Annotated in this window: 22 protein-coding genes; 19 read left to right on the plus strand and 3 right to left on the minus strand. The window is 72.3% G+C overall.

Annotation, left to right across the window (positions count from 1 at the left end):
• The 13 genes from ACFVYF_RS06575 (at position 1) to ACFVYF_RS06635 (ending at position 16,735) form a co-directional block, all read left to right on the plus strand.
• The gene (locus ACFVYF_RS06575; protein WP_389451685.1) at positions 1-1,206 is read left to right on the plus strand and encodes a PLP-dependent aminotransferase family protein; all 1,206 of its coding nucleotides are present in this window, start codon (positions 1-3) and stop codon (positions 1,204-1,206) included.
• A complete protein-coding gene (locus tag ACFVYF_RS06580; protein WP_389451687.1) occupies positions 1,203-3,557 on the plus strand; it encodes a lantibiotic dehydratase in 2,355 nt (784 codons plus the stop codon). The genes ACFVYF_RS06575 and ACFVYF_RS06580 overlap by 4 nt, the downstream gene beginning before the upstream one ends.
• Positions 3,554-4,615 (plus strand): 2,3-diaminopropionate biosynthesis protein SbnA, encoded by a 1,062-nt coding sequence (sbnA, locus tag ACFVYF_RS06585; protein ID WP_389451690.1) that lies wholly within the window; start codon positions 3,554-3,556, stop codon positions 4,613-4,615. The genes ACFVYF_RS06580 and sbnA overlap by 4 nt, the downstream gene beginning before the upstream one ends.
• Positions 4,612-5,640 (plus strand): 2,3-diaminopropionate biosynthesis protein SbnB, encoded by a 1,029-nt coding sequence (gene sbnB / locus ACFVYF_RS06590; RefSeq protein WP_389451693.1) that lies wholly within the window; start codon positions 4,612-4,614, stop codon positions 5,638-5,640. Before sbnA ends, sbnB begins: the two co-directional genes overlap by 4 nt.
• A complete protein-coding gene (gene fabG, locus ACFVYF_RS06595; RefSeq protein WP_389451696.1) occupies positions 5,637-6,398 on the plus strand; it encodes a 3-oxoacyl-ACP reductase FabG in 762 nt (253 codons plus the stop codon). The genes sbnB and fabG overlap by 4 nt, the downstream gene beginning before the upstream one ends.
• A 51-nt stretch (positions 6,399-6,449) precedes the next feature.
• Complete coding sequence (locus ACFVYF_RS06600) at positions 6,450-6,740, plus strand: acyl carrier protein (protein WP_383286218.1); 291 nt, start codon at positions 6,450-6,452, stop codon at positions 6,738-6,740.
• A 2-nt stretch (positions 6,741-6,742) separates the two neighbouring features.
• Positions 6,743-7,276, plus strand: a complete 534-nt coding sequence (gene fabZ / locus ACFVYF_RS06605) for a 3-hydroxyacyl-ACP dehydratase FabZ (RefSeq protein WP_389451699.1) — start codon at positions 6,743-6,745, stop codon at positions 7,274-7,276.
• A gap of 114 nt (positions 7,277-7,390) precedes the next feature.
• Entirely contained in the window at positions 7,391-9,439 is a 2,049-nt protein-coding gene (locus ACFVYF_RS06610) for a GNAT family N-acetyltransferase (protein WP_389451702.1), read from the plus strand.
• A 181-nt stretch (positions 9,440-9,620) separates the two neighbouring features.
• A complete protein-coding gene (locus tag ACFVYF_RS06615) occupies positions 9,621-10,664 on the plus strand; it encodes an aminomethyl transferase family protein (protein ID WP_389451704.1) in 1,044 nt (347 codons plus the stop codon).
• Positions 10,664-12,979: a beta-ketoacyl synthase N-terminal-like domain-containing protein gene (locus ACFVYF_RS06620; RefSeq protein WP_389451707.1), complete on the plus strand. Its 2,316-nt coding sequence runs from the start codon at positions 10,664-10,666 to the stop codon at positions 12,977-12,979. Before ACFVYF_RS06615 ends, ACFVYF_RS06620 begins: the two co-directional genes overlap by 1 nt.
• Positions 12,979-13,809, plus strand: coding sequence for a hypothetical protein (locus ACFVYF_RS06625; RefSeq protein ID WP_389451710.1), 831 nt, complete (start codon positions 12,979-12,981; stop codon positions 13,807-13,809). The genes ACFVYF_RS06620 and ACFVYF_RS06625 overlap by 1 nt, the downstream gene beginning before the upstream one ends.
• On the plus strand, positions 13,806-15,173 hold the full coding sequence (locus ACFVYF_RS06630; RefSeq protein ID WP_389451712.1) for a hypothetical protein: 1,368 nt from the start codon (positions 13,806-13,808) through the stop codon (positions 15,171-15,173). Before ACFVYF_RS06625 ends, ACFVYF_RS06630 begins: the two co-directional genes overlap by 4 nt.
• A 59-nt stretch (positions 15,174-15,232) precedes the next feature.
• Entirely contained in the window at positions 15,233-16,735 is a 1,503-nt protein-coding gene (locus tag ACFVYF_RS06635; protein ID WP_389451715.1) for a DHA2 family efflux MFS transporter permease subunit, read from the plus strand.
• 22 nt (positions 16,736-16,757) lie between these two features.
• On the opposite strand, the gene ACFVYF_RS06640 is transcribed toward ACFVYF_RS06635, so the two are convergent.
• Positions 16,758-17,753 carry a LuxR C-terminal-related transcriptional regulator gene (locus ACFVYF_RS06640; RefSeq protein WP_389451717.1) on the minus strand — a complete coding sequence of 332 codons (996 nt, stop codon included), beginning with the start codon at positions 17,751-17,753 and terminating at the stop codon, positions 16,758-16,760.
• 343 nt (positions 17,754-18,096) lie between these two features.
• Between ACFVYF_RS06640 and ACFVYF_RS06645 the strand changes: the two genes are divergently transcribed.
• From ACFVYF_RS06645 to ACFVYF_RS06655, 3 genes are all read left to right on the plus strand, one after another.
• Positions 18,097-18,399: a hypothetical protein gene (locus tag ACFVYF_RS06645; RefSeq protein WP_389451720.1), complete on the plus strand. Its 303-nt coding sequence runs from the start codon at positions 18,097-18,099 to the stop codon at positions 18,397-18,399.
• 595 nt (positions 18,400-18,994) lie between these two features.
• On the plus strand, positions 18,995-20,857 hold the full coding sequence (locus ACFVYF_RS06650; protein WP_389451722.1) for a BTAD domain-containing putative transcriptional regulator: 1,863 nt from the start codon (positions 18,995-18,997) through the stop codon (positions 20,855-20,857).
• Positions 20,858-21,087: 230 nt separating this feature from the next.
• Entirely contained in the window at positions 21,088-21,618 is a 531-nt protein-coding gene (locus tag ACFVYF_RS06655; protein WP_389451725.1) for a GNAT family N-acetyltransferase, read from the plus strand.
• A gap of 27 nt (positions 21,619-21,645) precedes the next feature.
• Here ACFVYF_RS06655 and ACFVYF_RS06660 read toward each other — a convergent pair whose 3' ends face one another.
• Entirely contained in the window at positions 21,646-22,140 is a 495-nt protein-coding gene (locus ACFVYF_RS06660; protein ID WP_389451728.1) for a hypothetical protein, read from the minus strand.
• A gap of 255 nt (positions 22,141-22,395) precedes the next feature.
• On the opposite strand from ACFVYF_RS06660, the gene ACFVYF_RS06665 reads away from it, so the two are divergent.
• Positions 22,396-22,746, plus strand: a complete 351-nt coding sequence (locus ACFVYF_RS06665; RefSeq protein WP_389451731.1) for an SCO4225 family membrane protein — start codon at positions 22,396-22,398, stop codon at positions 22,744-22,746.
• An 83-nt stretch (positions 22,747-22,829) separates the two neighbouring features.
• On the plus strand, positions 22,830-23,186 hold the full coding sequence (locus ACFVYF_RS06670; RefSeq protein WP_389451734.1) for an SCO4225 family membrane protein: 357 nt from the start codon (positions 22,830-22,832) through the stop codon (positions 23,184-23,186).
• A gap of 41 nt (positions 23,187-23,227) precedes the next feature.
• On the opposite strand, the gene ACFVYF_RS06675 is transcribed toward ACFVYF_RS06670, so the two are convergent.
• Complete coding sequence (locus ACFVYF_RS06675) at positions 23,228-23,824, minus strand: DUF6461 domain-containing protein (protein ID WP_389451737.1); 597 nt, start codon at positions 23,822-23,824, stop codon at positions 23,228-23,230.
• A 261-nt stretch (positions 23,825-24,085) separates the two neighbouring features.
• Here ACFVYF_RS06675 and ACFVYF_RS06680 point away from each other — a divergent pair, with 261 nt between their 5' ends.
• The gene (locus ACFVYF_RS06680) at positions 24,086-24,304 is read left to right on the plus strand and encodes a hypothetical protein (RefSeq protein WP_389451739.1); all 219 of its coding nucleotides are present in this window, start codon (positions 24,086-24,088) and stop codon (positions 24,302-24,304) included.
• Positions 24,305-24,384: the final 80 nt, after the last annotated feature.

A 24,384-nucleotide genomic window follows, 5' to 3' on the forward strand; every position in this document is an offset into this window, starting at 1 on the left:
ATGTGGACCGACACCAGACCCGCGGTCGAGATGCCGCGACTGTTCGAGCGGGGCGGGGACCTGATCTCCTTCGCCGGGGGGCTGCCCGACCTGGACGTCCTTCCGCTGGAGGCGATCTCCAGCCAGCTCTCCCGTCTCGTACGGCTCGGCGGCAGGCTCGCCTTCCAATACAGCACCCCGCACGTGGCGAAGGCCCTCGTGCCGGCGATCACCGACCTGATGGCCCAGGAGGGGGCCGCCACGACGGCCGAGAACCTCGTGCCCACCGGCGGATCCCAGATGGGGCTGATGGCCGTGGCACTCGGGATCGGTACCCCGGGTGAGACCGTCCTGTGCCAGACACCCGCCTACCCGGGCGCCGCCGCGGCCTTCCGGACCGCGGGCCTGAACCTGCACGCCATCCCCGAGGACCCCGGCACCGACGGCGGGATGGACCCCGTGGGGCTGCGGGAGACGGTGCTGCGGCTGCGCGCCGCCGGACACACCGCCCGGCTGCTGTACTGCAACCCGACATTCCAGAACCCCACCGGCGCGACCGTGTCCGTCGAGCGCCGCAAGGAGCTGCTGACGGTCTGCCAGGAGCTGGACCTCCTGGTCATCGAGGACAACCCCTACGGACTCCTCGCGTTCGACGGCGGGACCACCGCCACCCTGCAGGGGCTCGACCCGGACCGCGTGGTGTACCTCGGCACCTTCTCCAAGGTCTTCGCCCCGGGCCTGCGGTGCGGCTGGATCTCCGCACCGGCCCACCTGGCCCAGCACCTGCGCCGCACCACCGAGGTCATGTCGCTGTCGCCCTCCGCCCTGGCCCAGGCCGCGCTCGCCGCCTTCCACACCCGCAACGGGTGGACGGCGCTGGTGGACGCCTACCGGCACAGCTACCGGGAGCGCAGCACGCTGATGGCCGACGCGCTGGAGCGGGAGCTCGGCACCACGGGCCCCTGGTCGTGGGAGCGCCCGACGGGCGGCTTCTACATCTGGCTGCGCCACCGCGAGGGCGTCGACACCGGCCGCTTCGCCGCGGCGGCCGCCGCGCACGGGGTCTCCTTCGTGCCCGGCAGCCACTTCGGCATCGACGGCGAACACGCCGACGCACTGCGGCTGTGCTTCAGCCACGTCCCCAGGAAGCGGATCACCGAGGGCATCTCCCGGCTGGCCGCCGCGTTCGACGCACCCGACCCGCTTCCGGAAGGAGGAACCCGATGACCGGCACCGGCACGCTGGAGGCGACGACCCGCCGCACCCTGGACTGGTCGGCCTTCGGGCCCTCCTACCGGCTCGGCGCCACGAACTGGCGTGTGTGGGGCGTCGGACTGCTCCGCAGCGCGGGCTTCCCGGTCTCCGGACTGGACCTGCTCGGCGGCCGGCGGGCGACCGACGCGGCGGCGCTGCTGGCGAGCGGCGCGGCCGGTCACGACGAGTTCGTGGCCGCGTACCAGGCGGACAGTGCCGCCGAGGCCGCCCGGCTCGGCCGGCTCGCCACCGACGACCGGGTGCGGACCGCCATCGCCTGGCAGAACCGCACCGTCTACCAGATCCTCGACTCCCTCGCGGCCGGCAAGGGCAAGGAGTCCAAGCGCAAGCAGCGCGAACGCACCCTGGCCATGTACTGGCTGCGGTACTGCGCGAAGGCCGACACCATCGGCTTCTTCGGGCCGGCCGCCTGGATCTCCGTCGGGCGGACACAGCGCGCCATGGAGTTCGAGCACGGCCCGTCGCTCACCGCGGCCGACCGGGTGTTCTTCGAACGCTGGACGGTGGCCGCGCTGGCGGAGTGGATGGCCGGGCAGCCGGGCGCCCGCTGGTGGTTCCCGCCGGTGCTGCGGCCCGACGTGCACCTCGACGGAGACCGGCTGGTGATGCCGGGCCACAAGGTGCTGCGGCTGCGCGAGGACGACGTACAGGTGCTGCGGTACGCCGACGGCAACCGGAACGGCGAGGCCATCACGGACGCGCTCCTCGCGGAGCCCGGACAGCGGTGGGACGCCCCGACGGCCCGCGACCGCGTGGAACGGACCCTGACCCGGCTGCTGGGCCGGCGCGTGCTGACCTGGGACGCCAACATCCCCGTCGACGTACGGGCCGAGGAGATCCTGCGCCGACGGGTGGCCGCCATCGGCGACCCGGAACTGTTCATCCGCTTCGACGCGGTCCTCGGCGAGCTGGACCGGCTGCGGGACGGCATCGAGCGCGCGGCCAGTGCCGAGGAACTCGTCGGGGCCCTCGACCTGCTCGACGACTTCTTCGTCCGTACGACGGGACAGTCGGCGTCCCGGGAAGAGGGCAAGGCCTACGCCGGCCGCACGCTCTGCTACGAGGACTCCGTCCGGGACTGCCGGATGGAGCTGGGGCGGGACTTCCTCGACCCGATCGCCCGTCCGCTGGCCCTGGTGGCCGACGCGGCGGACTGGTTCGGCAACCGCCTGGCGGAGCTGGCCGAGGCGGAGGTCGCCCAGCTCGTACGTGCCGCCGCGGCCCGCCGCCCGACGGTCACGCTCGCCGATGTCTGGCCGCAGGTGCTCGGCCTGTTCTGGGGACAGCACGCCACCCCCGTACAGACCGCGACCGCTGAACTGGCCCGGAAATGGCGGGAGATCATCGACCTGGACCCGGCGGCCGCGCCGGGCGAGCACGTGCGGCTGTCGGTGCCGGACATCGAGGAGCGCGCCCGCGCGGTCTTCGCCACCGGTCCCGTGCGGTCGCCGCACCTCGCCCTGCACAGCCCGGACCTCCAGGTGGTGGCCCGGTCCGTGGAGGCGGTGAACGCCGGCGACTACACCGTCGTACTCGGCGAACTCCACGCCTGCCTGGGCACCCTCGACCTGCCGTTCCTGGACTGGACGACCGACGAGGGCTCGCTCCGGGACAAGGTCAACGCGGCGGTCGGCGCCCCGCGGCTGGTGCCGCTGCTGCCCGTCGACTGGAAGCGCAACAGCGGCCGGATGGTCCCCGCGCCGATCGGGGCCGGCGACCGGCTGATCGGATTCACCCGCGCCCCCTTCGACGAGCGGTCCCGGGTCGACCCGGCGGCGGCCATCACGGTGGCCGAGACGGAGGGCACCGTCACCGCCACCACCCCCGACGGGCGGGTGTGGAGCATGTCCGAACTGCTCGCGGTGCCGGTCTCGATCATCGCCGCGGACGCCTTCAAGATCGGCCTCGACCGCCCGCACGCCCCGCGGGTGAGCGTCGACGACCTGGTCCTGTTCCGGGAGACCTGGCGGCCGCGGGCCGACGGGATCGCCCTGCCCGCCAAGCCGGACCGGCACGGCGACTACCTCGCCGTACGCCGCTGGATCACCGAACACGCCCTGCCCGACCAGGCGTTCGTCAAGTTCCCCGAGGAGACCAAACCGTCCCTGGTCGACTTCACCAGCCCGACGCTGGTGCTCTCCTTCGCCAACCTCGTCCGCCGGGCGCTGCGGCTCGATCCGGACACCGTCCTGACCGTCAGCGAGCCCCTGCCGGCTCCGGACGACTCCTGGCTGCCGGACGCCGACGGCGAGCGCTACGTCAGTGAACTGCGGCTCCAGATCAGCAGAAAGGCACCGCAATGACAGTCCTCGCCTCCGACGGCGCGGCACTGGCGGCCCGCTCGACCCGCGCCTGGGAGACCGACATCGTCGCGACGATCGGCGGGACCCCGCTGGTCGCCCTCGACCGGCTGTTCCCTCCCGAGCGGTTCCAGGTGTACGCCAAGTGCGAGCGCTTCAACCCGGGCGGCAGCATCAAGGACCGCGCCGCCAAGTCGATGATCGAGCACGCCATCAGGACGGGCAAGCTCGTCCCGGGAGTCTCCACGGTCGTGGAGTCCTCCTCGGGCAACCTCGGCATCGCCCTCGCCCAGCTGTGCAACTTCTACCGGCTCAACCTCATCTGCGTCGTCGACCCCCGGACCACCGCACAGAACGCCGCCATCATGCGGGCGTACGGCGCACGGGTCGAGGTCGTCGAACGGGACCCGGCCACCGGCGAGTTCCTGCCGGCCCGGATCAACCGGGTCCGGGCGCTGCTGGAGAGCGTCCCCGACGCGTACTGGCCCAACCAGTACGCCAACGAGTACAACGCCCGGGCCCACCACTCCACGATGCGCGAGATCTGCGAGGCCCTGCCGGGCGGCCCCGACTACCTCTTCCTCGCGGCCGGCACCTGCGGCACCCTGCGCGGCTGCGCCGAGTTCATCCGCGACAACGGCCTGGACACCCGGGTCGTGGCGGTGGACGCGGTCGGCAGCGTGATCTTCGGGCCGCCGGAGCCCTGGGAACGCTCGCACCGGCGCACGATCCCCGGTCACGGAGCGGCCGTGGTGCCGCCCCTGCTGCAACCCGGGCTCGCGGACCGGGTGCTGAAGGTGACCGACTTCGACTGCGTGCGCGGCTGCCGTCAGCTGCTGGCGCAGGAGTCCATCCTCGCCGGCGGCTCCTCCGGCGCCGTCATGGCCGCGCTCCTGAGCTCCTCGTCCTGGATCGAACCGGGTGCCACCTGCGTCGCGGTGCTTCCCGACGGCGGCGACCGCTACCTCGACACCATCTACTCCGACCAATGGGTCGAGGCCCACTTCCAGCACCTCGAACACCCCCAGTCCCACGACGACCAAGAAAGGAGCGCGTCATGAGAATCCTCGGTCGCGACGCCGTCCGCACCGCGCTGACGGGCCTCGAGTCCGCCGTGCTCGACGCGGTGCGCAGCGCCTACGTCCTGCACGGCCAGGGCCACTCGAACCTGCCGTTCTCCAGCTTCCTGCGCCCGCCGCGGCCCACCGGCTCGCGCATCATCTCCCTGCCGGCCTACCTCGGCGGCCCGGAGCCGGTGATGGGCCTGAAGTGGATCTCGTCCTTCCCGACGAACGTGAACCAGGGCCTGCAGCGGGCCTCGTCCGTGCAGATCCTGAACGACCTGGAGACCGGGTATCCGCAGGCCCTTCTCGAAGGCAGCCAGATCTCCGCCTCGCGGACCGCGGCCAGTGCCGCGCTCGCCAGCGGTGTGCTGCACGGCCGCCGCCCGGTGCGCACCGTCGGACTGGTCGGCTGCGGCACGATCAACCACCGCGTCCTCACCTATCTCACGGTGACCCACCAGGACATCGAGACCGTCGTGCTGCAGGACGTCGTCCCCGGCCGTGCCGAGGTGTTCGCCGCCGAACTGGCCGCCGAACACCCGGGGATCGCCTTCCGGACCGGCGAGGTGGCCGACGCGCTCGGCGCCGACACCGTCAGTGTCGCCACCACCGACTCCACCTACTGGCTCGACCTGGCCGACTTCCCGGACCGCCCGGCCGGCCAGGTGATCCTGCACCTGTCGCTGCGGGACCTGAACACCGCGTCGGTGCTCTCCTCGTACAACGTGGTCGACGACATCGAGCACGCCGTCCGCGAGCAGACCTCCCTGCACCGCGCCGAACAGGAGGTCGGGCACCAGGACTTCGTGCACGCCGAGATCGCCACCGTGCTCGGCTGGACCGACCCGCCGGCGACCACCGACACGATCGTCTTCTCGCCGTTCGGCCTGGGCGTCCTGGACCTCGCGGTCGCGCAGGCGGTGCTGAAGGCCGCCGACCGGGTGGGCCTCGGCACGGACATCGAGGGCTTCGATCCGGGCAGCCACCGGGTCACCGCGGCGATGAGCGGGAGCGCCGCATGAGCGCGCCGGGAACGCTGTTCGCCGAGGGCACCAAGGCCCTGGTCACCGGCGCCTCGCGGGGCATCGGCGCGGCGATCGCCGTCGCGCTGGCCGAGCACGGCTGCGACGTGGCCCTGAACTTCCGCTCCAGCGCCGCGAAGGCCGAGGAGGTCGCCGAGCGCGTCCGCGCCCTCGGCCGGCAGGCCCTGCTGCTGCCTGCCGACATCTCCGACGAGGCCCAAGTGGCGGCCATGTACAAGGAGTTGCGCTCCACCTGGGGCGCCCTCGACGTCGCCGTCCTCAACTCCGGGGTGACCGCCGACGGGCACCTGGCCGCCATGAGCAGCGCCAAGTGGCAGGAGGTCATCGGCACCAACCTGACTGGCACCTTCCTGACCGCCCGCGAGGCGACCAAGCAGATGTACGCGACCGGCGGGTCGATCGTCCTGATCGCCTCCACCAGCGGCATCGCGGGCCGGGCCGGCCAGGCCAACTACGCCGCCAGCAAGGGCGGAGTGATCTCCATGGCCAAGACCCTGTCGTACGAGGTGGCCCCGCGCGGCATCCGCGTCAACGTGGTGGCGCCCGGCTTCATCGACACCGACATGGTCAAGAAGGTGCCGCCGGCGCAGATGAAGGAAGCCCTCCAGGTGATCCCGCTCGGCCGGATGGGGACCCCCGCCGAGGTCGCCCAGGCGACGGTCTTCATGGCCAGTCCCGCCGCCTCCTACATCACCGGCAAGGTGCTCACCGTCGACGGCGGAATGATCCCCAACTAGCCCTCTGTACAAGAGATCTGACTACTCATCACTTATCCGGAAGGAACTCCCATGTCCGTCGCCACCTTCGAGGACGTCCGCGCCCAGGCCGAGGCCCGCCTCGAGAAGAACGTGAAGGTCAAGTCGATGATCATCGACCGGCTCGGCCTGGACGTCGAGCCGGCCGTCGTGTCCGACAACCAGCCGCTGTTCGGCCGCGGTCTGGAAATGGACTCGCTGGACACCCTGGAGATCGTCGTCATGGTCAACAACGAGTACGACGTGCTGATCAGCGACGACGACTTCGAGGCCTTCGGCTCGATCAACGCCCTGGTCGACTTCATCGAAGCCCGCGAGGTCTGAGCATGACGACCACGCCGGTTGCCCCCGCCCCCGCGCCCACGCGCCGGGCAGCGGCGGCCAAGGACACCTACAGCTACTCCTCGGACGACATCAAGCGGATGCTGCCGCACCGCTGGCCGATGCTGATGATCGACCGGGCCTACGACGTCGTACCCGGCGTCTCCGGGCGCGGGATCAAGAGCGTCTCGGTGAACGAGCCGTTCTTCGCCGGGCACTACCCGGACCACTCGATCATGCCCGGCGTGATGATCGTCGAGGCGATGGCCCAGCTGGTGGCGGTCGTGTACGTCGCCGAGCTGGTCGAGGCGCCCGACACGGGGGAGACCGGCGCAGACCCGTCCGCCAGCGTCGGCTACCTCGGCTCCATCAGCTCGATGAAGTTCTCCCGGCTGGTGGTCCCCGGCGATCAGCTGACGCTGGAGGCCCGGCTCGGCCAGCGGCTCGGCGGACTGCGCCAGGTGTCGGTCCGGGCCAGTGTCGGCACGGAACTGGCCGCCGCCGGCTCCCTGATCGTCACCACGGAACGCAAGGCCTAGTCACCGGCCCCCGCCCGGGAAGCCGTGCCCCCCGCCCCGGGAACCCCCGCCCGGGAATCCGTCCCCCCGCCCCGGGATCCCCCTGCATCCGATCCGAAGAAAAGGAGGTGTGGAATGTCCATCACGATCCGCCCGTACGAGGAGGGCGACGCGCAGGACATCGCGGAGCTGTACAACCGCCACCGCGACAACCCCAACCCGGTGGCCGGCGGCATCACCGGCGACGAGCTGGAGCGCGAACTGGCCGAGCGGGACACGGCCACATTCCTCGTGGCCGTCGACGGCGGCCGGGTGGTGGGCACGTTCGGCCTGTTCCACGGCACCGGCCGGCGCTCCGCACGAGCCGGTGAACTCATCGCCGACATGTTCTTCGTCGCCCCGGCGTACCGCAACGGTGTGATCACCGGGCGGCTGTTCACCGAGGCGGTCGAATGGATGATGCGGTCCGGCTGCCTGGTCCTGCGGCTGACCGTGAACCCGGCCAACACCGTGGCGTTCCGGCTCTACCGGCGCGTCGGCTGCGTCTCCGTCGGCCAGACCGTGCCCGGCGAGGACGGCAACGTCGAACTGCACAACTACATACCGCTGATCCTGCGCAGCGTCTTCGCGGACCTGGGGGCCGAGGGCCGCGCCGCTCTCGGCGGCCTGAACAGCTTCGCGACCGTCACGGAGGCCCGCGACGACGAACTGCGCTCCGACGTCCGCCTGGTGGACGGTGTCCGCACGGTCACCTACTGCCTGGCCCTCGGCGAGCTGCAGCTCACCGCGAGCGTCGACGTCGACCGGGGCCTCGTGCTCGGGGCCGAACTCGCCGGGCCCGCGGGAGCGCGTCAGCTCCGGATCGCGGAACCCCCGTACCGGGTACGGGCCCCGCGTCACCCGGCACCGCACCGGTTCGGCTCCGACGGACTGGTCTGCGAGGTGGACGGCGACGACGGAACGCTCCGTGTCCTCGCCCCCGGCCACCACGGACCCGTGTACGTCTCCACCTGGCCCAGCTGCCGCGCCGACCGCTCGGCGGGCTGGCGCGAGGGCGAGCCGGGCGACCTGGACATCAGCCCCGTCGAGCACGGCGTCCGGATCGTCGAGCGTTCCGGTGACGACGAAGTCGTCGGCACGGTCACCTTCGACGGTGGTGTGCTGCACCAGGACTTCACCTTCACCGCCCGGCCCGGACGCCTCTTCCAGACGGTCGGGCTGCGCCAGGGCACCTTCGCCCTGACCGACCCGGCGCAGGGTGACGGGCAGGAGCACCCGCTGGGCCTCGGGATCGGCGTCCGGGACTCCTCCGAGGTGGTCGCGGCGGCCCAGCTCGCTCCCCTCGGCAGCGAACTGACGTGGAACGGCGCCGGGTTGCGCATCGAGGTGCCGGTGCGGCAGCCGGTCCGGCTGATCCACAGCGGTCTGCTGGAACCCCGGCTGGAGCCCGGCGCGGACGGGGTGGCCCGGCTGACCACCGTCTTCCGGACGCAGCCGGCACCCGCCGACAGCGCCGGACGACTCGCTCCGGCCCCGCGGTCCGCCGCGGGGGCCCGCCGGCTCCAGGTGGACGCGAACGCCGCGGGAGTCACCACGTGGGCGGAGGGCGCGTCCAAGATCCTGCGCAGCCCCTTCCCCCGCACCCGTGCCTTCGGCTACAACCCCCGCTGGTCGGCGGGGATGTGGGTGACCGCGGAACGCAGCCGGTTCAGCCGCGACAGCGGTCTCGGCTGGGGCGTGCCGCCGACCGCGGCCTGGGAGGAGAAGCACCCGCTCGGCCTGTTCGCCCCCCGGGAGCGGATCGGCTGGGAACTCACCGCTCCCGACGACCCCGCCGAGCCGGTCCGCGTCGACGTCCAGGCCCCCGACGTACCGGAAGAGGTCGTCCTCTGGATCACCCCGAACACCTCGCGCCGGACCTCGGTGGTGATCGACTCGGCCGGCTCCCGGTGGGAGCTCGACTCCTCGGACTTCCGGCAGGTGTGGGCGGCGGCCGCCTCGGTACGGCTGTCCGACGGCAGCTGGCTCGACTGCCGTCCCGCGCCCGGTGGAGCCGGCCACGCGGAGATCGTCCTGCGCCCCACCCCGTCGGGCCTGCTCATCGGCTGTGTCTGTGCGGCCGAGCGACCGCACGGCGCCGAGAACGCCTGGCACCTGTCCGTCCGCACCGACCCCGGCCTCTGACCGGCCGACGGCCCACCACACCTCGTACGGCCGACTGCTTTGTGTACGCCGCCGCACCTCGAACGGCACGCACGCGCCACCGAACAGCAGAACTCCTCGGCACTCGCCCACTTCTGAAGCACCGAAGCACCACCGAGCACTCGCTCCTCACATCAGAACTTCCGGAAGGAATCCGCACATCATGACCACCACGACCATCGCCCCGAGCCGTACCGAGAAGGACGACTACGCCACCGTCCGCACCACCGTCGGCGCCTACCGGGTCGACGCCCCGCTGGTCCGGCTCTCCGGTGACGACCGGCTCGCCCTGCTGGACCAGTTCCTGGCCAAGTCCGGCGAGTACGTCGACCCGGACACCGTCCGCGAGGCGCTGGCGCTGAACGCCGACGGCACCCCGTTCGCCGTCCTGCTGCACTTCGAGATCGGCGAGGAGTCCTGGCTGCTGCCGCGTACCCAGGTCACCGCCGACGTCCTGCGCGGCTACCTGGACGAGCTGGACGTCCCCGAGGGCGTCACCGTCGAGATCGAGCCCGAGGGCTGGGGCGCCACCGCCTTCGAGGGCCCGATCGCCTGGTCCGTGGCGGCCCGCTTCGTCGACTTCGACATCTCCGGTCTGACCCTGCACGCCGTCACCGAGTCGGCGCTGCCCGCCGACCCGGCCGCCTTCGCCCACCTGGCCCGCGTCGGCACCACCGGCGAGTACGGCTACCTCCTCATCTCCAACGCCCCGGACGCCGCCCACGAGGCCGTGCTCGCCGCGGTCGCCGAGCAGGGCGGCGCGCCGGTCGGCCCCGAGGGCCTGGCCCGCGTCCAGGCCGAGGCCGGCATGGCCGTCTACGCGTCCGGTTTCGCCGGTCTGACGGTGGACCAGTCGGACCTCTCCTGGATGATCGACTGGAACCGGATCGGTGAGTTCCAGGGCTCGGAGCACCTGGTCAAGCCGACCACCGGGACGGCCCGGCTGACCGCGCTCGCCGCCCCGGCCGACAGCCGGTTCACCGCCGGCTCCGAGGTCACCGCGGGCGGCCGTCCGGTCGGCACCGTCATCTGGCAGGCCCCCTCCGCGAACCCGGAGGAGGAGCTCGTCCTCGCCCTCCTGGACGCCCCGTTCTGGGTCCCCGGCCTGGAACTCTCCGCCCAGGACGAGCAGGGCGCCGACCGCCCGCTGCGCACCGTCACCCTGCCCCGCGTCATCGCCCGTTCGCTCACCACGAGGATCTCCTGATGACCACTCCCCGCATCGCCCTCACGGGCCTCGGACTGATCACCGGTGCCGGTGACGACGTCGAGAAGGGCTGGTCGTCCATCTCGGCGGGCATCTCCGGCATCCGGACCAACACCCAGTTCGACACCTCACAGCTGCTGACCGACTGGGCGGGCATGGTCACCGCCCCCCAGCCGACGGAACCCGACCGCTGCTACAGCCTGGCGGCCACCGCGATCCGGGAGGCCCTCAGGAACAGCGGGCTCGACCTGGACACCGTCGACCGGGACCGCGTCGCGGTCGTGGTGGGCTCCAGTCTCGGCGCCATGCCCACGCTGGAGAACGTCCACCGGGGCCTGGTGCACGAGGGACGGCTCGACGCCGAACAGGCGGCCGCGTCCCAACTGCCCTGCGTGGGTGACTACATCGCCGCCGAGTTCGATCTGCGCGGACCGCGCGTGGTCCTCTCCAACGCCTGCGCCGCCAGCGCCGTGGCACTCGGCTACGCGGCCGAGCTGCTGTGGAAGGAGGACGTCGACTACGTCATCTGCGGCGGCGTCGACCCGCTGGCCGAACTCTCCGCGTACGGCTTCAGCGCCCTGGGCGCCCTCGACCCCGAGCCCTGCTCACCGATGTCGGCCTCCACCGGGCTCACCCTCGGGGAGGGCGCCGGGTTCATGGTCCTGGAGTCGGCGGACCGGGCGGCCGAGCGCGGCGTACGGGTCCTGGCGGAGCTCGGCGGCTACGGCCTGTCCTGCGACGGCTACCACCAGACCGCACCCGACCCGAGCGGCAAGGGAGCCGCCGCCGCCATGGCGCAGGCCCTGGAGACGGCGGGCCTCGTCCCGGACGACGTCGACTACCTCAACCTGCACGGCACCGGCACGCCCGCCAACGACGCCTCCGAACCCAAGGCGCTGAAGCTGCTGTTCGGCTCGTCGATCCCGCCGGCCAGCTCCACGAAGTCGATCCTCGGGCACACGCTCGGCGCCGCCGGGGCCGTGGAGGCGGTCGTCAGCACCCTGGCGATCGACCGCGGCATCCTGCCGCCGACCGTCAACACCCGTGGTGTGGCGCAGCCGTTCGGCCTGGACGTCGTCCCGGACGACGGGCGCAGGGCCGACCCCGAGGTGGTGGTGTCGAACTCGTTCGCCTTCGGCGGGAACAACGCCTCCGTGGTCCTCAACCGGCCGGGCCGGCCGGGTTCGGCGCCGCGCCGTACCGAGTCGGTGCACGGTGTCGTCGTCACCGGCGCGGCCGGCCTGGCGGGCTCGGCCGGCAACACCGAGCAGCTCATCGCCGCCCTGGCGGACGGCCGCCCCTGCTTCACCGGCCTCGAACACGTCGAGGGCGTCGGCGAGGTCCCGATCGGCCGGGTGGACGTCAAGTCCGCGTCCCGGGGCATCAATCCGAGCCGCGCCCGCCGGATGGACCCGCTCAGCCTGCTGGCCGCCGCGGCCGTCGGCGACCTGTACGCCCGGCACGGCAAGCCCTCACGCGCCGAGGCCGAGGGCACCGGCATCGTGTTCGCCACCGGCTACGGGCCGGTGACCTCGGTCCTCCAGTTCCACAAGGGCGTCCTGGAGCAGGGCATCACCGGCGCCAACCCCTCGCTGTTCGCCAACACGGTGGTGAACGCGGCCGCCGGACACGTGGCCATGCTGCACCGCTACCGCGGCTACACCGCCACCATCGCCAACGGCGGCACCAGTTCGGTCCTGGCGCTGCAGCTCGCGGCCCGGGTCATCGCCCGCGGCGCGGCCGACCGGATCATGGTCGTGATCGCCGACGAGTTCCCGGAGCAGGCCCTCGCCACGCAGGCGGGCCTCCCCGGCTACGCGCGGTCCACGCGGGTGGTCCCGGGCGGCCGTACCGGAATGGTGCTCAGCGAGGGGGCGGCCGCGATCCTGCTGGAGAGCGAGGCGTCGGCCGCGGCCCGCGGCGCGCACGCCCTCGCCACCGTCAAGGGATACGGCGCCTCCGGCGAATCGGTCGGCATCGGCCGTATCGGCCGCGACGGCGAGGCCTGGGCCCGTGCCCTGCGCGGCGCGATGGCCGAGGCCGGGACCGCCCCGGACGAGATCGGCACCGTCGTGTCGGCCGCCTCCGGCTACAGCCTGGTCGACCACGCACAGCGCCGGGCCCTGGGCCTGGCCGGTCTCGCCGACCGTCCGCTCGTGACACCGAAGGCGCTGATCGGGGAGACCTACGGCAGCGCCGGGGCACTGGGTCTGGTCGCCGCGCTCAGTGGCGCGGCCCCGGGCGGACCGCTGCTGCTGTCCAGCTTCGCCTACGGCGGCAGCTACGCGGCGGCAGTTTTCGACACGGGGGCGTGATGGGCGGCCTGCTGGCTCTCGTGATGGATCCGGCGGTGCGCCACCCGGCCGACCCGGCGGTGCGCCACCCGGCCGACCCGGCGTCGCACCGGCCGGTCCGCCCGCTGTCTCCTCGTCCGACGCGGCAGGCGCGGTCGGCGTTCGACGTCGAGGCGGTGCGTCCCGCGCGTACGGCGTTCGACGTCGAGGCCGCCGGGGCCGGCGGGGGGTCCCGGGGCACCACCGCCGGGCAGGGGCACATCGACTGCCTGGTCACCCGGCATCCGCACCTCCCGAGGGACCGCATGGGCCACCGCCTCAACGGCTCCGGCCGCTCGCTGATCATCGAGGCGCTCGCGGAGGTGTACGGGGTCGAGGTCACCGCCCGCGACCTCGCCCGGGACGAGCACAAGCGCTGGCGCGTCCCGGCGTACGGCCTGACCGTCTCGGTGGCGCACTGCGACGAGTTCAGCGCCGTGGTCCTGTCGAGCGGCCCCCGGGTGGGCGTGGATCTGCAGGACGAGCGGGACCGGCCGGCCGCCATGCGCTGGCTCGGCACCCTGCTCGGCCGGGCGGAGCCGGCCGTCATCCGCGACTTCGCCGAGTGCGAGGCCCTCATCAAGGCCTCGCACGTGACGAAGGAGACCTTCGACGGAGTCCGGCTGCCCGCCTGGCAGCCGGGCTGGCGCCCCACCAACGTCCCCTCCTACCAGGTGCGTTCGGCCGCGCTCGGGCCCGCGATGCACCTGGCCCTCGCCGCCGACACCGCCGTCCCGGTGCGGTGGTGGTGGCAGCCGAGCCGTACCGAACCCGCCACCCGCACCGACGTCCTGACCCTGGAGCCGGCATGACAGCGACAGCCGTACGCACGAATGCCGCGACCGCGGGGCCGGCCGCCACCACGGAGCCGACCCCTGTCACGGAGCCGACCGCGACCGCGGGGCCGACCGTGACCGCGGGGCCGACCGTGACCGCGGGGCCGACCGTGACCGCGGAGCCGGCCGCGACCGCGGCGGCCTCCACCACCGCCTCCACCACCGCCTCCACCACCGCGGCCACCACCACGGCGCCGGCCGCCCGACGGCCGTACGCCCGCCGTATCTCCCAGATCGAGCGCGGCTACCTGAACGCCGCCGCGACGGGCACCCCGCAGCTGATCCAGATGGTCGTCGAGGGGGAGGGCCGTATCGACCCCGATGCCCTGCGGGAGGCGGTGCGGGTCGCCACGCTCGCGAATCCGGGCCTGGCGGTCCGGCGCCGGGCGGCCACGTGGCGCGCCGACGGTCCGCCGCCGCCGGTCGTCGAACTGCCCGCCTCGGCGGGGTTCGACGCCCCCTTCTTCCACCGCGACCTCGACGTCGTCACCGGCCCGGTCTGCGAAGTCGGCCTCATCGAGGGGCCGTTGACCCGGCTGGTGGTGCGGGCGAGCCACATCGTCACCGACGGGCGGGGGCTGCGGCAGTGGATCGCCGACGTGTTCCGGGTGCTGCGCGGCGAGCAGCCGGCCGGCGCCGGCTCCGTGGTCGACGACACCCACTTCCGTACCGCGGCCGGCACCGTGCGCCCGGCTCCCGTGCCCGCCCGGCTCGGGGGGCTGCCCGCGATCCTCGGCGCCGGGCCGGCCGACGGCACCCCCCTGTGGATCCGGCGCAGGGTGCCGGCCAGTCCGTCGGCGGTCACCGCCCGGGTGGCCGCCGCCCTCTCCCGGCACCTGGCCACCGACGAGGGCCGGCTGATCATCCCGGTGGACCTGCGCCGCCACGACCGCTCGGTGCGCTCCACCGCGAACCTCACCTCGCAGCTGGTGCTGGACTTCCACCGCGAGGACAGCTGGAAGCGGCTGCACGGCCAGATCGTCGGCGCCCTGCTGCGCAAGCGCGAAGTCGCCGCGCTCGACCGCGACTTCCTGCGCAGCAACCCCTTCGCCAACTCGCTGCGCGAGGCACAGGAGCTGGACGGCACCCGCTTCCCCTGTACGGCGATCATCTCCGACCACGGCCGGATCGACACCGACGACTACCGCACCGGACAGTTCCGGCCCACCGGCTTCTTCACGCTTCCGATGCTCGTGCCCTACGCCGAGATGTTCCTGAGCGCCTGCCAGATCGGCGACGAGACCGAACTGACCCTGTCCTGCCGGGAACGCCCCGGCGCGCGCGAGGCGAGCGAGGCGGTCCTCGACGAGATCGCCCGCGGTCTCCTCGCAGCGGACTGACGTGGTTCACCCCCCTGTCCGCGGTCCCACCCACTGTTGACTTCGAAGGAAGCCCACCCATGTCGATGACCGACGAAACCAGCACAGGCACCCCGAGCCCGCCGCAGAGCCCGGAGCCCCCCGGACCGCCCGCTGCGCCCGCTCCCGAAAAGGCCGCGCCCAAGGGGTCCGCCGGACCGACCGCCTTCACGATCGCCGTGGCGATCACCGGCGGATTCCTCGCGCTGCTCGACACCACCATCGTGAACGTGTCCCTGGAGGACACGACGGCCCGGTTCGGCGCCCTCAGCCAGGTCCAGTGGGTGGTGACCACCTATCTGATCGCCCTGGCCGCCACCATGCCGGCCACCGGCTGGCTGGCCACCCGGTTCGGCGTCAAGCGCGTCTTCGCCGGCGCGATCGCGGTGTTCGCCCTCGGCTCGGCGGCCTGTGCCTTCAGCCAGACGCTGCCCGAACTGATCGCCGCCCGCGGCCTGTCCGGCGCCGCCGCCGGCGTGCTCACCCCCGTGTCGACGATCCTGCTCACCAGCGGTGTCCCGCGCGAACACCTCGGCCGGGTCCAGGCGTTGAACGGCAGCGTGATGCTGATCAGCCCGCTGCTCGGCCCGACGATCGGCGGACTCCTGGTCTCGGCCGGTGGCTGGTCCGCGGTGTACGCGATCAACATCCCGCTGTGCGCGGCCCTGTTCGCCGTCACCCTGCGCCGGGTACGCAAGGACACCCCCGCCGGCCGGAACGCCAAGCCGCTGGACGTGGTCGGGCTGCTCACCTCGGTCGTCTGCACGGTCAGCACGGTGCTGGCCATCAAGGAGTTCACCGACCTCGGCCCCACGCTGGAGCCGGCCCTGCTGCTGCCGCTGGGCCTGGCCCTGGCGAGCGGCACCGTGTTCGTCGTACGCGAACTGCGCGCCCGCTTCCCGCTCCTCGACCTGCGTCTGTTCGGCAACCGCGTCTACGCGATGGCCGTGGTCAACGTGTTCTGCCTGGGCTTCGTCCTCTACTCGCCGATGATGCTGATTCCGCTGTACTTCGAGAGCGCGCGCGGTGAGACGCCCGTGACGACCGGCCTGCTGATGTCCACGGGAGGCGTCGGCGTCGTCACCGCCGCCTGGCTGTGCCGGGTCCTGATGAAGCGGCTGGGCGGTGGCGGCACCATCGTCGTCGGCATCACGCTGACCATGCTGGCGACGGTGCCCCTGACCGGCCTGTCGTCGGACACGCCGTACGCGCTGATCTGCGCCAGCCTCGTGGTGCGGGGCCTGGGCACGGGGCTGACCATCGTGCCCGCCATGACCCGGGCGTTCCAGTCGATCCGCCCCGAGTCCATCGCCGACGCCTCCTCCCAGCTCAACCTGATCCAGCGCATCGGCGGCGCCGTCGCCATCGCCGCGGTGACCGTGGTGCTGGAGGACGCGGCGCACCAGCGCCACGGCCTGGTGCCGGGCGCCTTCGCCCACTCCTTCGGCTGGGTCCTCGGGGTCTACGCGTTCACGCTGATCCCCGCACTCGCCCTGCTCGCGGCGGACCGCCGGGAAGCGCGCCTCGCGGGTGCGAGCGCGTAACGGCGCATCCGGGCGCCCGCGGTCAGCGCGAGGAGGGGAGCCAGCCGTCCTGGACGGCGTGCACCCCGGCCTCGAAGCGGCTGCGGGCGTCCAGCCGTTCCATCAGGTTGGCGGCGATGCGCCGGGCCGTACGAGGCGAGACGCCCAGGCGCTTGGCGATGGCCTCGTCGGTGTAGCCCTGGGCGAGCATCCGCAGTACGGCGCGTTCCTGCGGCGGCATGCCCTTGGCGTCGCACTGCGGAAGGCTGCCGAGCGGGAGCGCGGTGCTCCACACGCTCTCGAACAGGGCGCACAGCGCGGCGACCGTCCCGGCACCGCGCAGCACCACACCGCCGGCCCGCGCGTCGTCGGTGTCGATGGGCAGCAGGGCCTGGCTCCGGTCGAAAATGATCATGCGGATGGGCAGGTCGGGCACGGTACGGACCTGCCCGCCGTGGCCGTGCAGCCAGGTGACGTGGTCGAGCGTGGGCTGGTGGTTGCGCACGCTGTCCAGGTAGATGGTCCGCATCCGCACTCCGCGTTCGAGGAGGGCGGAGTTGGGGCCGCGGCTGGCCCGGAGGTCCTCGGCGGAGTGCGCGCCACCGGGCGCGAAGGTGGTGACCTCGGTCTGGGCGGAGGCGGCCAGTTCCGCCAGCCGTTCACGGATCGCCTCCGGGCCGATCAGCTGCTCGGAGGCGTTGTCCAGCGCGCGTGGCCGCAGGGTCGAGCACTCGGCGATCAGCTGGGCCGCCGCGGCGCGGGAGGCCTCCACCCGCATCTGCTGGGCTGCCAGGTCGGCCTGCTGGCGGGCGAGCAGCACCTCCATCGCGGTCTCCGGACCCACGGCGCGGAACCCGCTGCCCTCCCGGGCGGACGGCTGGACCAGGGCCAGTTCACTGAGCCGGTCCAGGCCCGTGCGGACGCGTTCCTCGGTCAGACCCAGCCGGTCCGCGAGCGCCGCCACACCGTCCTGCGGATTGCTCAACATCCCCCGGTATATGGCTTCTGCCTCTATATCGAGTCCCAGAATGTCCAACATGATGCGATTCCCCCCGGTACACGCCATCAGGTCACTTGGCTTGAAGTTACCGGCCTTGAGCTTACTGACCTTGAACTCCTGATGTCGGCGGGACGCAAGTGAGACCGGTTCCGGTTCCGGGGGCGGTGCCGGCCCCGGCCGCCGCGGGGCTCCCGGCGACGGCGCGGACTTCGGCCGACACGACGGCCCATTCCGTGAGCCCCGTACCTTGATCAACTTATTCCACGCATCCTGATCAATTTAGGCCCTCCGGCTCGAAATCGATCTGGACGCTTTATGACATGGCACAAAGCGTCCGGCGCGAGCCGGTTCACGCTCGAATGCGGGCGCCGAAGATGAGTTCATGTACCTCATTCACGTGCGCCTTCGGGCACCCGGCGACAAGACGCCGTCGCCCGGCCTCGCCGAGACCATCGCCCTTTACGCGGAGGAGGCGGCCGGACTCGAACACGTCTCCGTCCACCTCGATGCGGCGGGGGACGTGACCCTGGGCCTTTTCCTCGTCGCCGCACGTCTCGCCGAGGCCGAGGAAAGCGCCGCGCGATTGGTCGACCGGGCGGTCTCGGACCATCCCGATCTGCGCGGTTACCGCATTGTCACCGCCGAGGCCGTGCTGATGCCCGGACCGTGGTGGGGCACGTCGTGACCGGAAGCGGACGCGGCCGTGACCGAACGCGTACGCGACCGTCGTGACCGGATGCGGACGCGGTCGCCATGGCCGTAGAGCCGCAGGAAAGGGCAGGTCACAGGGCTGCCCGGCGGATCGGACAGGCGGCCGGGAGGGGGTGGACGGCTTAGGACACTGCATGTTCCGTCCAGCCTTCTTCTGTTCCATCCGGCCTTGAGTTCGACCAGAGTGGAGCCATCGGCAGGAACGAACACAGCCGCGAAGCCCAGGGGGGACACCCGGGATTCCGGCTGGTAACAACAGGGGGAAACAATGATGGGCACTCGTGCTTCGAGAATGGTCGCAGCCGTACTGATCGCTCTGGGTGGAATGACGATGACGGTCGCCGTCACGGATTCCCCGGTGCACCTCTCGCCGATTTCCGATGCTGACCTGCGGACCACCGCGGGTGACGCCCCGGACGGGGACGTCACCTGGGGTCCGTGAATTCCACGGACCCGGCCGGACAGCGGCGGGGCGGCGACAGCGAAGCCGAACGGCCGGGTGCCGCGCAGGCACCCGGCTCCTGGACAGGGACGCTGAATTGAGTTGATGCAAGCGGGGGACGAACGAGATGGAATTCCTGGTACTGGGTTCTCTTGAGACGCGTGAGTCGGGCGAACTGATCCGCGTCCGGGGGATGCGGCAGCAGCGGCTCCTGGCTCTGCTGCTCCTCAACGCCAACCGGGTCGTTCCGGTGGACGCGTTGGTGGACGAACTGTGGGAGGACCCGCCGCCGTCGGCCCGTCCACAGGTCCACAACGCGATCCGCGACCTGCGCCGCATCCTGTCCGCCGCCGACGAGTGCAGTCTCGTCACGGTGGACGTCGGATACCGGCTCGTCGTCCCCGAGGACGCCGTCGACGCACACCGCTTCGCCGCCCGGGTGCGGGCCGCCAAGACGGCGGAGCGGGAGGGCCGGTCCGCCGAGGCGATCGGCCTCCTGCAGTCGGCGCTCGACCTCTGGCGCGGTGACGCCTTCGCCGGCATCCACTGCCCGGCGGTCGCCGGCGCCGCGATGAGGTTCAACGAGCAGCGGCTGACCGCCATCGAGGACCTGATGGCGCTGCGGCTGCGGGCCGGCGAATACAGCGCGCTCGTGGGGGAGTTGCACGGCCTGACCGCGGAGTACCCGCTGCGGGAATCCCTGCGCGGCAGCCTGATGATCGCCCTCTACCGCAGCGGGCGGCAGGCCGACGCCCTCGCGGTCTACGACGAGGCCAGGCGCCACCTGGCGGAGGAGCTCGGCCTGGAGCCCAGTCCCCAACTGCGCTCCCTGCACGCGGAGATCCTCGCCGACTCCCCGAACGTCCATGGGTCCGGGGGCGCCGACCTCACCGCGAACGACACGGCGGCGCAGCGCTCCCCGCACTCGGCCGCCCGCCGCGAGGTCTCCGCCGCCACCCCGGCCCCGGAAATCCACCGGAACTACCTGCCCCACGACCTGACGGACTTCACCGGCCGGTCCGCCGAGCTGGACTCCCTGCTGAGCGTGGCAGCGCAGGAGCCGGGCGGATCACCGCTGATGATCGCGATCGACGGGATGGGCGGGGTGGGCAAGACGACCCTCGCGGTCCGCGTCGCCCACCGGGTCGCGGCGAGCTGCCCGGACGGCCAGTACTTCATCGGTCTGCACGGGTTCAGTGCGACCCGGCCACCACTGCCACCCGAGCAGGCCCTCGGCACCCTGCTGCAGGCCAGCGGGCTCGATCCGGGCGCGATCCCCGACAGCCTGGAGGAGCGCAGCGCCCTGTGGCGGTCGCGCCTCGCGGGCCGGCGCTGCCTGGTGGTCCTGGACGACGCAGCGGACACCGCTCAGATCACCCCGCTGCTCCCCGGCACCGGGAACGCGGTGGTGCTGGTGACCAGCCGCCGCAAACTCACCGCGCTGGACGGCTCGTTGCCGCTGTGGCTGGATGTGCTGCCGCACGACGACGCCGTCGCGCTGTTCAGCCGGATCATCGGCGAGCAGCGGGCCGCCCGCGATCCCGAGCAGATCGCGAAGGCCGTGGAGCTGTGCGGTCATCTGCCCCTCGCGATCCGGATCGCCGCGACCCGGCTGCGCGGCCGCCCGTCCTGGTCGGTCGTCGACCTCGTCGACCGGCTGGCGAGCACTCCCGAGCGGGTGCGCTGCCTGGAGACCGCCGACCGCGACCTGATGTCCATGCTGCGCACGTCGTACCAGCATCTGAACCCGTCCCAGCGGCGGTTCAGCCGGCTCATCAGCCTGAATCCGTCGCCGTCCTTCGACATCGATCACGCGGCCGCCATCACCGGACTGACCCGTGGCGACGCCGAGCGCTGCTTCGACGTACTGATAGAGAACAACCTCATCCGCGAGGACACCCCGGCCCGCTTCTCCTTCCACAGCCTCATTCGCGACTGCACCCGGGAACTGGTCGCCGACACCCCGGACCTCGTCACCGCCTTCGGCTGAGGGCGCGGACCGACTCCGCCCAGGGCTCCGCGCCACGCTGCAGGGGACCGCTCCCCATGGCTGAACATGCGGTGCACCGGGTGATCGACTGAGTGCGGAGACGTCGGCGGAAACGGTGGGGCGGCCGACGTCGGCGCCGCGGCCGGCCTCGGTGGCGCGGCCGGCCTCGGTGGCGCGGCCGGTGGAATTTCGGTTGATCGGCCCGGCGCGCCTGCGATACCCATTGCCAGGTGATACGCGGCGAGAAGACCGGGCTGCGCGCCCGGCACGAGACGGATGTCCCCCTGCTCCACGCGGAGTTGTACGACGACGTGGCGGCCCGTTCGCGCACGGACGACCGGCCGTGGCGGCCGATACCGCCGGGCTCCTCCCACTCGCCGTTCGCCATCGGAGAGCCGTCGGACACCGCGGCACCGTTCTCGGTGGTGGAACTCGCCTCGCAGGAACTGGCCGGATCGGCCACTCTGTGGGGCATTGACACGCACAGCCGGGCGGCACACCTGGGGGTCTCCCTGCTGCCCGCCTTCCGGGGCCGCGGGCTCGGCTCGGACCTCGTCCGCGTGCTGTGCGAGTACGGGTTCGCGGTACGCGGCCTGCAGCGTCTCCAGGTGGAGACGCTGGCGGACAACGCCCCGATGATCGCGGCGGCGACGAGCGCCGGCTTCACCGTGGAGGGCACGCTGCGGCGCGCCGCCTGGGTGTACGGCGCCTTCACGGACCTGGTCGTCCTCGGCCTCCTCGCCGACGAATGGGCTGCCTGAGCGCGCCGGCCGCTCCCGCCCGTCCGGTCAGAGGGCGTCAACACGCCAGGCGATGACGCCGGTTGACCCCTTGGTGCCGTCGACATCGATGCGCAGCGTCCGACGCCCGGTGATCCGCTGCCGTACCAACGACTGGTCGCAGGGCACGGTGGTACGGGTGCCGCCGCGCGCCGGAGTGAACGCCAACCGCGCGCTGCCGCTCCCGAAGCACACCAGGCTGAGCTGATAGCTCTTGCCTTCGCTCAGGCCCGGCTCGGTGTGAATGCCGTCGGTCACCCGCTCCGCGCCGGCCTCGACCATCCTGCCGGTGTGAACGGCGTCGAGCGCCGCCTGCGCCTGCTGGACGAGCTGCTCCTCGGAGAGCGTCGGCGCCGTGGCCGAGACGCTCGGCGCCGTACGAGAGCCGTCCGGCGGCGCGGACGGCGACGAACCGGTGGCCTTCTCGCCACCGCCGCCGGACGAACAAGCGGCGACCAGAAACACCGAGGCGACGACCGCGCACCACCCGCCCCGGACCCGCATCCACCGCGACACCCGCGCCCGCACCGGCCCCCGCCCCCGCCCCCGCAAAGAGTTCACACCGAAGTCTCTCAGTCCCACAGGGAGTTCACCGCGGGCACCTCCGTACGACGCGCGACGTGCTCACGCGCGCTCGGTTGAGTGAACAGCGTGGTAGGTCCTCCCGCCCTGGCCGATGAGTACCCGTACTCATGCCTGAGCGCGCCTTGCAGGCCACCGTGGAGACCACCGCACACGGACCGACCGAAGGGACCCGCGATGCCGAACGCCTCTCGCTCGCGCCGTTTCCCGCGCCTGCGTCAGCTGCTTGCGCTCGCCACGGACAACTGGCCCGCCCGGGGCTATCTGGCGGTCTTCGCCGCCTCCGTCCCGGCCGCGTACCTCCTCCCGGAGAGCGGCTATGCCGCGGGCCACCTGCTGCTCACGGCGCCTCTCTCCGCCGTTGCCATGGTTCTCCCCTTCGGGCCCGGCACCGAGGGCGGCGGGGCGGCCGAGGTGCTCGCCACCGCCTTCTGGGCCGGCTGGCTCCTGCTGAGCGCCCTCGTCAACGCCGCGGTGCTCGGCGCCCTCGCCCACGGCGTCCGCGACCACCGCGCCGCCCGCGCGTGAGCCCCGCCCGCGCCGAGGCCCTCCGGCCTCCCCATGCCCCACCCGCATCTCGCACCACTCCGAACACGAAGGAAGGCACGCACATGGCGCGTTCCGCACGTCCCCGACTGGAGAGAACCCGGGCCCTGCTGGCGCCCGCGGTGGACAACTGGCTCTCGCGCGGTTACCTCGCGGTGGTCGCGGCGTCGCTGGGGGTCTTCCTGTACGCCGAGTACCTGGCGCCGGACCCGGGGTTCGCCGGGATCTGGCCGATCCTGGCCACGGCGCCGTTCAGCATCGTCGCTCTTCTGACGCCGATACTCGACTGGTACTCCTCGCTCGACTGGCTGACCCCGTTGATCTTCTCCGCCGCCACGGTCCTGGCCGGGCTGGTCAACGCCTCGCTGCTCGGCCTGCTCGCCCGCAGACTGCGGACGCCGGCCCGGCACCCGGCCGCCTGAGGCAGACGCCGGGCCGGCCGGCCACGTCCGGGGGCTGTCGTTCAGCGGATGATGAAGGCCGGCAGACGCTGTTCCTCCACTTCGTCGCGAGGAAGGGAGAGACCGAACCGCGCCTCTATGAGCGACAAGGTGTGGCGGTCCCGGTCACGGTAGGGCTCGTCCTCCGATCGTGCGTACTCGCCGTCGGGGTACAACACGCCGGCCGCGATCAGCTCCGGCAACAGCAGGTCCGGCTGGGTCCCCCAGCGCCAGACTTCTTCGCCGATTCCGAAAACACAGACGCCCTCGCCGTCCCTCGCGTAGGAGAACATCGCCGGCGGATGGTCCGGGGAAGGATCCAGACGGATCGCCTCCACACCGTTTCGGGAGATCTCGGCCGGCCCCTGACCCCCGTCGCCCACCCCGTACTCAACGGCGAACGACCAGCCGCCGCACGCGCCGACCCGCACGACGTCGTCGTCATCCGTCGCCAGGTCCAGGACCATGTGCCATGCCTCGGTGCCCGTGATCGGTGACACGACGGATCCCGGCACGCCCCCCATCCGCAGCCCCAGCTCCTCCGGCGCGATGCCGCGCGCGAAGACGACGGCGTGCCGCCAGTCGTCCTGATCCGCGAGCCATTGAATGCCGCCATCCATGGCGCCCCCTTACAGGCACAGGTGGACCCTCCGTCCGGCCCACCGAGGCGATCACCCTAGCCAGGGGAACCGACAAGCTCAGGCACACACTGATCGCCCAGTGGACCGACCTGGGGTGATCAGCCTTCGGTGGCGCGAAGGGCTGGTGACCGGCCTTCGAGGAGACACGCTCAAGGTCCGCCGACACGGGACGAACGTGCCAGCAGCGCCGACGGGAGTGGCGGGTGGCACAATAAATCGAACAAGTGATTGAATTTGGCCATGAGCCACCCCATCCCCTCCGACCTCGTCCGTGCCCAGCGGGAGTGGAACGCCACGTACGGGCAGCTCGCCGGCCAGCCCGGCCGGACGGCCCTGCGGCGGCGCCTGCTCCTGCTCTCACGAGCACTGATGACACATCCGTACTGGACGGCCGAGACCTGGACCCCGGCCGTACGGATGGAACTGCGCCGCCTCGCGCGAGCGGACACCGCCGGCTGATATCCGGCCGCCTGCCCCGCAAGGTCGGGCGGCACCGGCCGGCATCCGGTATCCGCCGCGCACCCGAAGGCTCAGACAGG

This window comes from Streptomyces sp. NPDC058274, from assembly GCF_042881375.1.
Classification (GTDB): Bacteria; Actinomycetota; Actinomycetes; order Streptomycetales; family Streptomycetaceae; genus Streptomyces.